Annotated in this window: 10 protein-coding genes and 1 other RNA gene; 2 read left to right on the forward strand and 9 right to left on the reverse strand. The window is 42.4% G+C overall.

Annotated features, from left to right (window positions below):
* Position 1: 1 nt before the first annotated feature.
* From ACHSBP_RS09690 to ACHSBP_RS09705, 4 genes are all read right to left on the reverse strand, one after another.
* Positions 2–1,843, reverse strand: coding sequence for a Mu transposase C-terminal domain-containing protein (locus ACHSBP_RS09690; RefSeq protein WP_395388732.1), 1,842 nt, complete (start codon positions 1,841–1,843; stop codon positions 2–4).
* The gene (locus tag ACHSBP_RS09695) at positions 1,833–2,462 is read right to left on the reverse strand and encodes a Tn7 transposase TnsA N-terminal domain-containing protein (RefSeq protein WP_395388733.1); all 630 of its coding nucleotides are present in this window, start codon (positions 2,460–2,462) and stop codon (positions 1,833–1,835) included. The genes ACHSBP_RS09690 and ACHSBP_RS09695 overlap by 11 nt, the downstream gene beginning before the upstream one ends.
* A gap of 134 nt (positions 2,463–2,596) precedes the next feature.
* An RNA gene (gene ffs / locus ACHSBP_RS09700) (signal recognition particle sRNA small type) lies at positions 2,597–2,693 on the reverse strand.
* 125 nt (positions 2,694–2,818) lie between these two features.
* Positions 2,819–3,670: a DUF3014 domain-containing protein gene (locus ACHSBP_RS09705; RefSeq protein ID WP_040641923.1), complete on the reverse strand. Its 852-nt coding sequence runs from the start codon at positions 3,668–3,670 to the stop codon at positions 2,819–2,821.
* Between the two features lie 77 nt (positions 3,671–3,747).
* Between ACHSBP_RS09705 and ACHSBP_RS09710 the strand changes: the two genes are divergently transcribed.
* On the forward strand, positions 3,748–4,905 hold the full coding sequence (locus ACHSBP_RS09710) for a patatin-like phospholipase family protein (RefSeq protein WP_010559713.1): 1,158 nt from the start codon (positions 3,748–3,750) through the stop codon (positions 4,903–4,905).
* 16 nt (positions 4,906–4,921) lie between these two features.
* On the opposite strand, the gene ACHSBP_RS09715 is transcribed toward ACHSBP_RS09710, so the two are convergent.
* Positions 4,922–6,907, reverse strand: a complete 1,986-nt coding sequence (locus ACHSBP_RS09715) for a cation:proton antiporter (protein WP_010559712.1) — start codon at positions 6,905–6,907, stop codon at positions 4,922–4,924.
* 181 nt (positions 6,908–7,088) lie between these two features.
* Here ACHSBP_RS09715 and ACHSBP_RS09720 point away from each other — a divergent pair, with 181 nt between their 5' ends.
* Positions 7,089–7,982 (forward strand): GGDEF domain-containing protein, encoded by an 894-nt coding sequence (locus tag ACHSBP_RS09720; RefSeq protein ID WP_010559711.1) that lies wholly within the window; start codon positions 7,089–7,091, stop codon positions 7,980–7,982.
* 28 nt (positions 7,983–8,010) lie between these two features.
* Here the strand turns inward: ACHSBP_RS09720 and ACHSBP_RS09725 are convergent, their stop codons facing one another.
* The 4 genes from ACHSBP_RS09725 to dnaE are packed head-to-tail and all read right to left on the reverse strand — an operon-like array spanning position 8,011 to position 14,143.
* Positions 8,011–8,346, reverse strand: a complete 336-nt coding sequence (locus ACHSBP_RS09725) for a hypothetical protein (protein WP_010559710.1) — start codon at positions 8,344–8,346, stop codon at positions 8,011–8,013.
* Complete coding sequence (gene tilS, locus ACHSBP_RS09730) at positions 8,336–9,637, reverse strand: tRNA lysidine(34) synthetase TilS (RefSeq protein WP_010559709.1); 1,302 nt, start codon at positions 9,635–9,637, stop codon at positions 8,336–8,338. Before tilS ends, ACHSBP_RS09725 begins: the two co-directional genes overlap by 11 nt.
* A 45-nt stretch (positions 9,638–9,682) precedes the next feature.
* A complete protein-coding gene (gene accA, locus ACHSBP_RS09735; RefSeq protein WP_010559708.1) occupies positions 9,683–10,639 on the reverse strand; it encodes an acetyl-CoA carboxylase carboxyl transferase subunit alpha in 957 nt (318 codons plus the stop codon).
* A gap of 12 nt (positions 10,640–10,651) precedes the next feature.
* Positions 10,652–14,143, reverse strand: coding sequence for a DNA polymerase III subunit alpha (gene dnaE, locus ACHSBP_RS09740; RefSeq protein ID WP_010559707.1), 3,492 nt, complete (start codon positions 14,141–14,143; stop codon positions 10,652–10,654).

A 14,143-nucleotide genomic window follows, 5' to 3' on the forward strand; every position in this document is an offset into this window, starting at 1 on the left:
ACTAAAACGCCTCAAGATCTGAGACAAAATCATCCCAACTATCATCGTCTTGTTTAGGCCTAGTTTCAGCGGGGATTGGTTCAGCTTGCTTTGTTTCAGGCGTTTTAGCAATGGATTTGACTTGTGTATTATCTACGCCCTGCGCCCGAGCAATTGCTTTGGTACCAGTGACTTTGCTTTTTGACCCTACGTTTTTAAGCTGTCGCGCTTCTTCTTTCACTCGCTCATCAATAAATTGTCGCGCCTTGGCAAGCCCCAATAGTTCTACTTTGCCTTGAATGTAGTCCCTGTGAAACTTAAGATGGATTTTATGCCTGATCAGAGACAAGCCAATTGTGTAGCCCTCTGAGTCAATGCTTGGCACTTTTATATAGTGCTCTAACGCATCTAGGTAGACGTACAAATACGACAGATCATCTGGGTTTATTTTAACCTTAACCTTAATACTCTTTTTGGGGCTGTATCGCTTGCGGTATGAAGCTAGTTCGTCACTGTCATAGTTAATATGTAGATTTTTAATACCTCCTTTGCGCAATGTTTTCTCTTTCGCCATGCACATAACAACATCAAGCTTGTCTGTATCTTGTTCCGTTAACTGTGCAGGAGGCAGTGCAGCAAACCCTTTTTTCCAGTCTTCATTGGGGATATATCTAAATCTCGCGTCAGCGGATTGATGATAAACATCTACAATCCATTTATGAAACAACATGGTAAAGGTACCAAAACGCAATATGGCATCTTTTTTCGGGTTATAATCATGCCTCGCGAGCATGTTTGAGAATGTTTTACCGGGAAATGGCGAAAGCATCATTTCATTAATGGTTTTAAAAAATTGCTCAACAAAGGGCTTCAGCCAAGGTTTGCCAACAGGATTATAGCTAATATTTATCCCAACCTCTTCACACGCAAGCTCTAATGACTGACACCAAAATTCGGCACCATTATCAACCACTAAAGTTTCTATCTTCCCACAACACGACCATTCATTTACGACTTCTGGATAGGTACTTTTAAGATAGCTTTTTGGCTTCATCGCATGACTTATCGCTCTGCGCACAGCATCATAACCAGGACTCTGAAAACCAAGGTAGAAGCCAACAACGCAGTGGCTATAAACATCAATGAGCAAGGTTAAGGTTGGTCTTCCTAGCGGCACATCAAGTTCATCGTCCAATAGAATGAGATCCAGTGGTGTATGGTCTATTTCAACACGCTCAAGCACTCTAGTGGGCCTTTTATGGCTCATTACTTTGTTGTATTCAATGTCGGCTAAACGTTTACCATAGCGTTCAAGCATCACCTCATATTGAGGTAGGTTATCAATGCGGTTTTTAAACGCTTTATAGGTAAGTGGTTGTAGTGGTTCACCTAACACTTTTTCATTTTCTAAAACGATTTGGTCACAATAAAAACGGTGTGCTGATGCTACATTCGGGATTTCTTTCGTCAGATAACGTGTGAGGGCAAGCTCAAAGAATTTGTCTGTATCGGTGCGGGCTTGGCGGTTGCCCTTGCGATGATGCTTTGGGATCAAAGCATGAATGTCTTCTTCGGCTTTGATATAGTCCGCGTGCCAACCAGCAACTGTACGCCACTTTGGCTTTTCTTGTCCTGGAAAATCAGGCATTTCAGCCAGTAGTGGTGCTAGGTTTTTCTGCGTCCAACCACCAACTAAACGCTGTTTAAGCCACTTGATATACTTAAGCCGAGCAAGTGTGGCATCTTGCACTTCCTTGGGTAATGACTCTAAATCACGAGGTTGAGGGTTAGGCTCTTCCGGCCTAGCGGTTTCAGCTAACTTTTTCGGTGCTTCTTCAGAGCTAAACTCGTCTTCAAACTCCATCAGCCCAAATCACCGACTCTAAAGTAAGTTCTGTGTTTAAGTCTGAATTAACACTGCCTAATGACAATAAACGATAAACTGAGGCAAGCACCTCACCGATGGAGGCTTTTAGGGTCATCACCAAATCTTGAATAGTGAGTTGTCGCCACTGATTAAGTAACTGAATAATGGAAAGTTGAAGGCCTGTTACAGACTGAAACCCCGAGTAACGATGAAGCAACTTTAAATTGTCTAAAGCTGGATAAACACGAATTTGCTTGTCGGTGACTAATATCAGCTCAATGCCTATTTGCTCTTTAGCAACCAACTGTTTTTGCGCAAAGCGAGCTCTAAACTCAGGGTTCGCGATTTTACTATAAGGTTTAACTTCAATATATTTTTGCGGCTTCTCATGATGATTAATCAAAAAGTCTGGCGTATAACGGCAAATTCTGCCCTCAAACTGATATTCAAACCCTAGTGGTTGTGCTTCAAAGGTTTTTATTTCACGAGAGTATTCAAAGTGAAAGCACGCGTCGAATTCTAAGGATGATTCAACTAAGCAAGTGGCTTTGTTCTTTTGACTTGCAAACTTATAGAGATTTTTGACTCTGGAGTGCTTTAGTTTACGCCTGATCATAACCATCACCAAATATGTGGGACAACTTAAAAATAGGCTATGCAGGGTTATATTTCAATTTTTATGCGGGGTTTTAATACAAATTTGCAGACTTACACTTCAAACAACAGTAAAAGGGAGAAGTTGGGTGGCAATCTTACCAGCCACATCCCGGCACATAAGTCACACGCTGTGGCTGCTCCCTTCCGGGCCTGACCAGATTCACGCGCTATTATTGCGGGAGGACCAATAAGATCACCATAATAACTCAGTTAAACAAAGGGTTTTGCTCAACTGCGCGCAGGGATTATCACTATTTTGCTGATGAAGTTCAAGCAAAACTTTGTGCATGCTAATCAACTGCGCAACAATTAACCTTAAAGCTGTTTTAACAAACGCGATAACTTGGTTTTCACCTGCGCCATATTATCAGGACCTAAACGCAGTAGCTGTTTTTGTGCATCAGATAAGGCTTCATACTCAGGTACCGCATATTTATATGTTACAGACTGACTTGTAAGCGGCGTATCTAGTGGAACAGCTGGAGTATCAAGTAAATGCTGAATCGCCAGTGCAAGGCGCTGTTCAAATTCATAATCCGATAAACCAATCTCATCATAAGCATCTTGGATCAGCGGCTTATACTCATCAATTAATGCGATAATTTGTTTTTCCGAAAGCTTAGTAAACAAGCTGACATACGGATCGTAGCGCTCAAAACTCTCTGGATTTACGGTAATAATGGCACCGTCGTTTACGCTAAACGCTTGTTTTGGCGCAACAAACATTTGGTGCTTTTTAGCAAGCTTACCGTCCGCTAAGTTTTCGATGTAAACCACCGCACGGCGAATTAAATCGTCACTAACAACAAGTTTTAACATGCTCACTGATACAACATCTGCTAGCGACTCTCGTACAACTGAATCGCTATCATCGAGCGAAGGCAACACACGTGTCACTTCTGGCGTTACTGGCTCTTCAACTTCAGGCTCTTTAGTTACAACCACTTGCTCAACAACTGGTTCAATTACAGGATCATTGGTCACAACTTGTGTTTCTTGCTCTGTCTCTACAGGCTCAGTGGGTTGTGGCAATTCAATTACTTGCCGTTCACCCGGCTCTACTGGTTTGTCGCCTTTCATTAATTGCATGGCTGCTACCGCAATCACGATTGCTACCAGAGAGAGTCCGACAATGTAAGGTAATTTATTTTGAGAATTCGTTGTCATATTTTTCACTGTTCAAATATTTATTTTAGATCTAAAGTGCTCTAAATTAACAATAAAGGGAGAATACAAAGTATCTGATGAATAGTAGCGGGAATAGTTCAAAACATAAAACAAAAATTGCATTACTACTTACTGGTGGTGGCGCACGAGCGGCTTATCAAGTAGGCGTTTTAAAAGCGATTGCGAAAAACCTGCCGCGTAATCAAGTAACACCATTTGCCATCATAAATGGTACATCTGCGGGCGCAATTAATGCAACGGCGCTCGGTTGTTACGCTTCGTGCTATCAGCTAGCCGTTAAAAAGTTAGAACATGTGTGGAAAAATTTTCGCACCGAGCAGGTTTATCACACCAACTTTTCATCGGTATTTGGTCATATTTTTATTAATATGTTACGTAGTTTTCAGTCGGATTATGAAAACCACCCACCCGCAAGCTTGCTCAATAACCAACCACTACGAGAATTATTGCGCTCAGTACTCGATTTAAAACGCATCGACAATAATATTCGCAACGACTATTTAGAAGCACTATCGATTACCGCTTCGAGTTATTCGAGCGGTGATTCCGTCGCCTTTTTCCAAGCTAAGCATGCCAACTCTTGGCGCAGAGCTAAACGGCGTGGTGAAAAAACCACAATTAATATTGAACATTTAATGGCATCCAGTGCCATTCCTATGGTTTTCCCGAGCACCAAAATTCGTCAAGGCTACTTTGGCGATGGTTCGGTACACCAACATGCTCCGCTGAGCCCTGCAATTCATTTAGGCGCGGAAAAAGTCTTTGTAATTGGTGTTGAGCAACCTATCGATAATAAATATTTTGGTTTTCAGCCACACTACCCCGGTATTTCAACGATTGCCGGCCATTTGCTCGATACCATTTTCTCCGACACCTTACGTGCAGACATTGAACGGCTAGAACGTATTAACCGAACGTTGTCCCTTATTCCTGCGCGCGATAAACATAAAGAACTTAAGCGCATCGCGCACTTTGTGATAAACCCCTCGCAAAACTTTAATGCCATTGCAACGCAGTACTACGACACTATGCCAGTGTCAATAAAAATGCTACTGCGCAGTATTGGTGTGAAAAAGCATTCAGAATCGTCACTGGTGAGTTATTTACTCTTTGAAAAGGAATACACCCAGCATTTGATTGATATTGGCTACCAAGATGGTTTGGCACAATTAGATGAAATAATGGCGTTTTTAGAGTTCACCAATATGCAGTAAGTTTACTATAAACGGGCTAGCGCCCTTCTAGTATAAAACGCTCAGCACGTTCAACACGGCGCGGTTTGCCGCGCACAATTAAAATATCCTGCGCTTTTAATACAGTATCACTTGGCGGAAAACTTAATTCATTACCATCACGGCGAAGTCCGGTTACATCGACTCGTCGTTTAGTTAAGTTTAAATCACCTAAAGATAATCCTCGTGCATAGGCATCTTCGGTAATCGCGATTGCATGCAAAAATTCAAGATGATCAGATGAATCGGGTGTCAATGGCGTACTATCACCTGGGAAATAACCATGCAGTAAGCCATAGCGATTGCTACGCTCTGCTTGCACACGCCTTAAAATACGACGCATCGGCACCCCGGTTAAAAACAGTACATGTGATACCAACATAAGGCTGGCCTCTAGCTTTTCCGGCACCACTTCTGTAACGCCTTTATCTTTAAGCTCAGATAAATACCTATCATCGCGCATGCGCACTAAAATTTTAACCTTAGGCGCAAGCTGCTTAATACTGTTAATAATTGCAAATGCGCTATCTTTATCGGCGAAGGTTATAATCACTAGGCGGCTTTTTGCAATATTGGCACCTTTTAGCACCTCTTTTTGCTTTGCCTGACCAAAATAGATATTTTCTCCAGCGGCCTGCGCCTCTTTAACGCGCACTGTGTCACTATCTATCGCAACAAACGGAATTGCTTCCGTTTTTAAAAAACGCGCGATAATTTGCCCTACACGACCATATCCGCAAATCACAACATGTTGACTAAACTCGTCGAACTGGGCATCGCTGTTGTCATAACTTTGACTATTTTTTGTCAGCAAATTAGGGGCAACTTTATTGAGAATTTTATACGACAGCAAAGCGCCGTTATCCACCAAATAAGGCGTTATCGCCATGCTTAATACACCAACCGACAACAGCAAGGATGCATTCGCCGAATTTAACAAAGCGTATTTTAATGCGAGTGATATTAAGACAAAGCTAAATTCACCCATTTGGCATAACATAAGTGCACTTGCCAACGCATTTTCATGATTCTCACCCGCCACTTTCGTCACAAAATACGTAATCGCTACTTTCAGTGTCAGCAAGCTAAATAACCCAAGTGCAATCCACTGCAAGTTAGCCACAACAAACGCCATATCAAGCTGCATGCCAATGGTAATAAAGAATAACCCCATTAAAATATCTCTAAATGGGCGGATATCGGCTTCGAGTTGATGCTTATATTCACTTTCACCTAACATCATGCCTGCAAGAAAAGCACCTAGTGCCATTGATAAGCCAAAAGCAGAGGTTATCGCTGCCGCAATAAGTGCAACCAAGATGGTGGTCAACACAAATAACTCATCACTGCGTGTTTGCGCTATTTCACTGAAAATTCTCGGTAGAACCCATTTGCCAACGGCCATCAATAGCGCAATAACCACACCGCCTTTTGCCAACGCCGTTAAAATGGTGGTCCATAACGACTCTGAGCCATTTGCCAAAAGCGGTAGCGCGATTAATAAAGGCACTACCGCGATATCTTGAAATAGCAAAACGCCAATTGCCAGCTGCCCTGGTCTTGAGCGCAATAATGGCGAGCCACTGACTTGTTTAACCACAATAGCAGTTGACGACAAGGCAACTAAACTACCAATGCTAAACGCCGCTATCATTGAAATTCCAAATAACCACAATAGCACCATAACCACTAAGGTAGTTATTACGACTTGCATTACGCCAACGCCAAAAACAATGTGGCGCATAGCCAGTAAACGAGGAATTGAAAACTCTAACCCTAAACTAAACAGCAAAAAAACGATGCCAAGTTCGGCAATAAAGTGCATTTGTTCACTTTGTTCAAGCCACGCAAAGCCGTCTTTACCGGCAAGGATGCCCACCGCTAAATAAGCTAAAATGGGTGGCAGATTAAAGCGTTTAAACAGCCAGATCAGAACCACAGCGGCAATCAATATATAGAAGTAAACACCAAACGTATGCTGCAAACACCACCTCTGCCATCGTAATATGCGTTATGTCGAAAAAATGACGAATTCATTAGAAGCGAGTCTCTCTAATCAATTAAATATAGCAAGTGTCTGTTTTTCTGCCACTTAATAAAAATGGCTTAGATTTTGCTTAAATATCCATGTACTTAATATTTTGCGGTAGTATGAGGGTAGTTAAGTGGAAAACGTACATGTTTTAACGCGTCAAACAGACAGCAACGGCGATTATTTGCCGTATGGCCAGATCTATTCTGAACAGAACGACATAAGCCATACCCATGCGTTAGTAACGCAACTTCAAAAAACACTTGAGCTTACAAAATTATTAAACATCTTTTCGGTTGAAGCGTCACGCGTAGTGCAATTTTCAGGCCTACAATTTCATAGTACCGAAGGGGTAATTGAAATGACTGGCAGTAAAATAGAAGGTGAAAACCACGCCTTTGATCTGATGGCAGATGGCGAACGTCTTGGCCAGCTTATTTACTTTTGCCAAAATCTACCACAATACGCAAAGCAGAAATTAGCAAGATTACATACCGCACTTGTCTACCCTCTGCGCAATGCACTATTGTTTTCACGCGTGAAAAAACTGGCTACCAAAGATGCATTAACCGGGCTAAATAACCGCAGCATGTTTGACGATTGCCTATACCGCAAACTTGAGCGAAGCCGCCGTCATCACCGCAGCTTTGGCTTAATGTTGTTAGATTTAGATAACTTTAAGCAAGTAAACGACCAACATGGGCATCAAGTGGGCGATCAAGTATTGATTGATTTTGCCAATATTCTGACAGACTGCGTAAGAGGCACAGACACCGTATTTAGGTTTGGTGGTGATGAATTTGCCATTTTAATTGATGATGATAACTTTGACGTAAGTCATATCTTAGCTAATCGCATTAAAAAACGCGTGCACAGTCACCAACTACTGAAAACCCATTCTGTAACCACCAGTATTGGTTTTTCATTAAGTAAGGCAAAAGATATTCCTAACAGTATTTTTGAACGTGCCGATAGAGCGCTTTATGCAGCAAAACAAGACGGACGGGATTGTTGCAAAACAAACTAAGGCGTAGCCAGAAAGAAAAAAGGAAGCATTAGCTTCCTTTTTTTAGACGATAACCGGTAAGCAGCGAACACAAACCAACAAAAAAAGCCCCGAGCACATTAGCTATTTCCAAAAAGCTGGTGACTGGTGTCACGATAATACAAATAAGTGGACACATTACCGCTAACAAAAAAAAACTTCCGCCTTTTCCTAACCAATAGCACAGCAGCAATGCAGCAGTAATCGCGCCAAAAATAGCGCCATAGAGCACCACAGTAAGATTAAACGAAAAAATAAGGCTCACCGCTAACACCACTGCAAATACAATTAAGCCGATATAAGCTTGCCCGATAAGTGAAAAACCAACTGCTTGACTAGTTTTCATTTGTTTCCTTTTGTTGCCAACATAGCCCATTTTCGGCGTATGCATGTTTTGATATGCCCAAGCCAATTACTTGAACAAGTTGATTATTATAGTAAATTCCTGCAACCAATGGGCGTTGCCAAGGTGGTATACCAGCCTCTTTCAGCCATGTACTAACCGATTTAGTACAGTTTCGGTGTTGCAAGGTAAACTTTTCAGCGCCAATATCAAAACGCAGATTAACATGTTCATCCATAAATGGCGCGCGTGCACCTTGCGCTCTTTTTTCTACACTAAACTCTTGGCTCTCAATAGTCACTGAGCTTAGCCCAATGTTATCTTGATTTTCAGGCACCGCCTGAGGTAACACGATAAATAAAGCATCTTGGTAGCGCTTAATCGCAAAACCACAACATTCAATACTCACTTGCGCATCTAATTTTGCATTAAATGCTTGCTGGTAAACTTGGTCTAGCACCTTTTGAGATGGCAAAACTAGCTTATTTTGCTGTAGCCAATAACGTATTAAATTATCAATGCGCGCGCGAGAAAAACCAATCACCTCATTGAGCAGAAAACGCTGATGAAAAATACACTTTTTCGCGTCTTCGGCAATGTATTCATCCAGCAATTGTTGTTGCGATTGCAGCAAATTCACTACACGAGCGACGGTATTGCTAAAGCCCTTAAAGCGTTTATTAAGTTCAGGAAGGATTTTATTGCGTAAAAAATTTCGGTCAAAGCGATCGTCGTGATTTGATTCATCATTGATATGCGAAAGTTGCTGAGCCTTTGCATACTCAACAATGTCTTTACGCATAATACCTAATAATGGACGAAATACAGGTAACCCATTTTCAATGTGAGTGCGCTGCTTCATCGCACCTAAACCCAACAGCCCTGCTCCGCGTTTTAAACGAATAAAAAACGTTTCCACTTGGTCGTCAAGGTGCTGTCCAAGTAATAATTCTGAATCGCTATGCAAGTGCGCTTTTAGTGCGTTGTAACGTGCCGTGCGCGCCACCGCCTCTAAGCTTTCACGACTGGCTTTTTTCACGCTTACTCGGTACGCCTTAAACGGGATTTGCCATTTTTGACATAAATCGGCACAAAACGCCTGCCACATATCGGCATTATCACTTAAGCCATGGTTGATATGCACAGCGTCGATTTCAATGTGCGTGAATTCGCGAAAACGCTTCGCTAAATGTAATAATACAACCGAGTCAACACCGCCAGAAAGCGCAACAGTAAAGCGCGTTTTTTCGGTGTTGTTAAGCTCATATTTAAAAGTGGAATAAATATCTTTCATAAACAAAAAAAGCCGCAAAATGCGGCTTTTTCCAAAGTCTTTTAATTAGCAGTAACCAAAAGACATTAAACGCTCGTAGCGCTGCTCTAACATTTCTTCTAATGATAAAGCTTTCAAATCACCTAAGTCACGTTTAATTTGTGCTTTAAGCGATTTCGCCATTGCATCGTAGTTACGGTGCGCACCGCCTAGAGGCTCTTCAACAATCGAGTTGATCAGGTCTAAGCTCTTAACACGATCAGCGCTTACACCCATAGCTTCTGCTGCAAGCGGCGCTTTTTCTGCACTTTTCCAAAGAATTGATGCACACCCTTCCGGTGAAATTACTGAGTATGTGCTGTACTGAAGCATATTAACACGGTCACCCACGCCAATTGCTAATGCACCACCTGAACCACCTTCACCAATTACCGTACAGATCACGGGCACTTTTAGGCCTGCCATCACTTTAAGGTTTTTAGCGATTGCTTCACTTTGACCACGTTCTTCAGCACCAACACCCGGGTATGCTCCTGGTGTGTCGATAAACGTGATGATTGGCATATTAAAACGCTCTGCCATTTCCATTAAACGTAACGCTTTACGGTAGCCTTCTGGTTTTGGCATACCAAAGTTACGCTTAATTTTCTCTGCTGTATCGCGACCTTTTTGTTGACCGATAACCATTACTGGTTCGCCATCTAAACGCGCAACACCGCCTACAATAGCCGGGTCGTTAGCAAATGCGCGGTCGCCTGCTAATTCGTCGAACTCGGTAAAAATACGCTCGATATAGTCTTTGGTATACGGACGTAACGGGTGACGCGCAAGCTGTGAAACCTGCCATGGACCTAGATCAGAGAAAATTTTATTGGTCAGCTCTACGCTCTTATCTTTAAGGCGTGAAACTTCTTCTTCTAGACTCAGATCCAGTTCACCACCGCGACCTACGTTTTTAAGTTCTTCAATTTTTGCTTCCAACTCTGCAATTGGAAGTTCAAAATCAAGATAATTGAGACTCATGCTCTAAACTACCTAATTAAATTCTAGTTCAATATTCTGTGCTACTAAGCGTGAGAGGTTAGCAAGTAACTCGTCACTGGGTGTAACACACCACTGTGTTCCTAATGAAAGCTCAGTTGTTGCATCTGGGCGTTCATATTGAATTCTTATTGGGCAAGTACCAAATTTATACGGGGTGATGGTATGCTCTAATCGAGACAAGAAGTTATCACTCACTTCCTGCATTTTCACCGTCATTTTTATGTTTTTAACCCGCTTTTCACGAACAGATTCAATACTTGCAACTTCGCGAGCGGTCATTGTAATACCACCTGAGAAGTTATCAAAGCTGACCACACCAGATATCACCAAGATATTGTTCATTTGCAGCAGTTCTTGGTAAGTTTCGAACTGTTCAGGAAATAAACGAATATCAATTCGGGCACTTTTATCATCCAGTGTCAGTAGTCCCCAACGCTTTCCTTTTTTATTAATTAAGGTACGCGCATTAATCACTAAACCTGCCGCTGTAGACGTTACATCACGTTCCGTCGGTTGTAAATCGACAAGTCGACCCGACACATAGTTTTTAAGCTCACTACGGTATTGATTAATTGGGTGACCGGTCAAGTAAAGTCCCAGTGTTTCGCGTTCACCTTCCAACCATTCGTTATCGGTAAATTTAGGCGCTTGCACAAATGCTGCGGCAACTTCCTCTGGCTCCGTTGCCAATAAACCAAATAAATCGCTTTGGCCTAGTGCTTCAGCTTTATTGTGTTGATCGGCCGATTTAAGCGCATCAGGTAAGCTGGCAATTAAAATAGAGCGTGCACTTTGTGTTTGCTCTGGACCCAATTTATCCATCGCGCCGGACATAATCAGTTTTTCAATCACACGTTTATTTAAACGCTTAATATCGACGCGCGCACAGAAATCAAATAAATCTTTAAATGGACCGCCCGCTTCTCGCGCTTCTAAAATTGCGTCTACTGGCCCTTCGCCTACACCTTTAATTGCTCCAATACCGTAAACAATTTCGCCTTGATTATTTACCGTAAACTTATATAAACCAGAGTTCACATCAGGCGGTAATAATGTGAGTTTCATATTCTCACATTCATCAACAAGGGTAACAATCTTATCGGTGTTATCCATATCGGCTGACATAACTGCCGCCATAAACTCTGCTGGATAATGGGTTTTCATCCACAGCGTTTGATAAGATACTAGCGCGTATGCTGCCGAGTGCGATTTGTTAAAGCCGTAACCTGCGAATTTTTCTACAAGGTCGAAGATCTTCATCGCAAGTTCGCCGTCTACGCCATTTTGCTTTGCGCCATCCTCAAAGGTTGAACGCTGCTTGGCCATTTCTTCCGGCTTTTTCTTACCCATAGCACGACGCAGTAAGTCAGCGCCACCAAGGCTATACCCTGCTAGTACCTGAGCAATCTGCATTACCTGTTCTTGGTAAAGAATAATGCCATAGGTTGGCTCTAAGATAGGCTGCAAGCTTTCGTGCTGATATTGCGCATCTGGGTAAGATACTTCTTCTCGTCCGTGCTTACGGTCGATAAAGTTATCTACCATGCCCGATTGCAATGGACCTGGACGGAAAAGTGCAACCAGTGCGATCATGTCTTCAAAGCAGTCGGGCTTTAAGCGACGGATAAGGTCTTTCATGCCGCGTGATTCAAGCTGGAATACTGCGGTTGTTTCGGCGCGCAGTAATAATTCAAAACTCGGTGGATCATCAAGCGGAATAGCGGCGATATCGATATGTTCTTTTTGCTCACGCGTTAAGCGCTCATTGGCCATATCGATAGCCCATTGTAAGATGGTTAAGGTGCGTAACCCTAAGAAGTCGAACTTAACAAGACCTGCTGTTTCTACATCGTTTTTATCAAACTGCGTAACCGGGAATTTACCCTCGTCATCACAATAAAGTGCAGCAAAATCAGTAATGGTTGTCGGTGAAATAACAACACCACCGGCGTGTTTACCGGCATTACGTGTACAGCCTTCTAAAATTCGGCACATATCGATAAGTTCTTTTACTTCATCGTCTGTGTCGTAGGCCTCTGGCAAGCGCGGTTCAACGTCAAAGGCTTTTGCCAGTGTCATGCCCGGATCGCCCGGTACTAATTTTGAAATACGGTCAACAAAACCATAAGGGTGACCTAGTACACGGCCTACATCGCGTATTACAGCTTTTGCCGCCATCGTACCAAAAGTAATGATCTGCGATACCGCATCACGGCCATAGAGTTTAGCAACGTGGTCGATTACTTCATCGCGTCGGTCCATACAGAAATCGACGTCGAAATCGGGCATGGATACACGTTCTGGGTTTAAGAAACGCTCGAAAAGTAAGTCAAATTGCAGTGGATCAAGATCGGTGATCTTTAGCGCATAAGCAACTAATGAACCTGCACCTGAACCACGGCCTGGACCCACCGGAATAATGTTATCTTTACTCCACTGGATGAATTCCATTACGATTAAGAAGTAACCAGGGAAACCCATTTGGTTAATTACGTCAAGTTCAATTCTTAAGCGGTCATCATATTCGACGCGTTTGACTTTGCGATCTTCTTCATCGGGGAATAAGAACTGTAAACGTTCTTCCAGACCATCTTCTGATACTTTTACTAAGAAGTCTTCAATCGACAAAGAACCCGTTGGGTAATCTGGTAAGAAGTAAGTGCCAAGTTGAATGGTAACATTACAACGTTTGGCAATTTCTACCGAGTTTTCCAGTGCTTCTGGAATATCCGAGAACAACTCACACATTTGTTCTTCGGTTTTTAAATATTGCTGCTCTGAAAAACGTTTAGGACGGCGTTTATCATCAAGGGTAAAACCATCGTGAATAGCAACACGAATTTCATGGGCTTCAAAGTCTTCTTTATTGAGAAACACGACTTCGTTGGTGGCAACAACCGGCAAACCTGAGTATTGAGCATAAGCCACCGCACTATGCAAATAATCTTCTTCTTGCTCGCGTTCAGTGCGCGTTAGCTCAATATAGTAATGATCTTTAAAGTGTTCTAAATAAAAGTTACCAATGGATTTGGTTAAGTCATTATTGCCTTTTAATAAGGCTTTACCTAAATCACCGTCTTTGGCACCTGAAAGTAAAATAAGGCCTTCTTTATGCTCAATAAGCCACTCTTTATCAACCATAGGTCGTTGCATAAGGTGACCGCGTTGATAGGCTTTGGAAATAAGCAGTGTAAGGTTCTTATAGCCCGCATTATTTTTAGCAAGTACGACCAAACGACAAGGCTCATCGGGAAATTCAGGACTGTGTAACCACAGATCAGCGCCAACAATGGGTTTAATACCAGCACCATGCGCAGCACCGTAAAAGCGCACTAAACCGCACAAGTTCATTTGATCAGTAATGGCAAATGCAGGCATATTCAGCTCTGCAATTTTACCGACGATAGGCTTAGTTTTTGCTAAGCCGTCCACCATTGAATAATCACTGTGAACACGTAAGTGTATAAATTTAGGGTCTTGCAT

It is taken from the genome of Pseudoalteromonas sp. XMcav1-K (assembly GCF_044005875.1).
Classification (GTDB): domain Bacteria; phylum Pseudomonadota; class Gammaproteobacteria; order Enterobacterales; family Alteromonadaceae; genus Pseudoalteromonas; species Pseudoalteromonas spongiae.

Coding starts and splice junctions, on each gene's coding strand:
- ACHSBP_RS09690 (WP_395388732.1), bottom strand. CDS start 1,843: ATGGAGTTTGAAGACGAGTTTAGCTCTGAAGAAGCACCGAAAAAGTTA.
- ACHSBP_RS09695 (WP_395388733.1), bottom strand. CDS start 2,462: ATGATCAGGCGTAAACTAAAGCACTCCAGAGTCAAAAATCTCTATAAG.
- ACHSBP_RS09705 (WP_040641923.1), bottom strand. CDS start 3,670: ATGACAACGAATTCTCAAAATAAATTACCTTACATTGTCGGACTCTCT.
- ACHSBP_RS09710 (WP_010559713.1), top strand. CDS start 3,748: ATGAATAGTAGCGGGAATAGTTCAAAACATAAAACAAAAATTGCATTA.
- ACHSBP_RS09725 (WP_010559710.1), bottom strand. CDS start 8,346: ATGAAAACTAGTCAAGCAGTTGGTTTTTCACTTATCGGGCAAGCTTAT.
- tilS (WP_010559709.1), bottom strand. CDS start 9,637: ATGAAAGATATTTATTCCACTTTTAAATATGAGCTTAACAACACCGAA.
- accA (WP_010559708.1), bottom strand. CDS start 10,639: ATGAGTCTCAATTATCTTGATTTTGAACTTCCAATTGCAGAGTTGGAA.
- dnaE (WP_010559707.1), bottom strand. CDS start 14,143: ATGCAAGACCCTAAATTTATACACTTACGTGTTCACAGTGATTATTCA.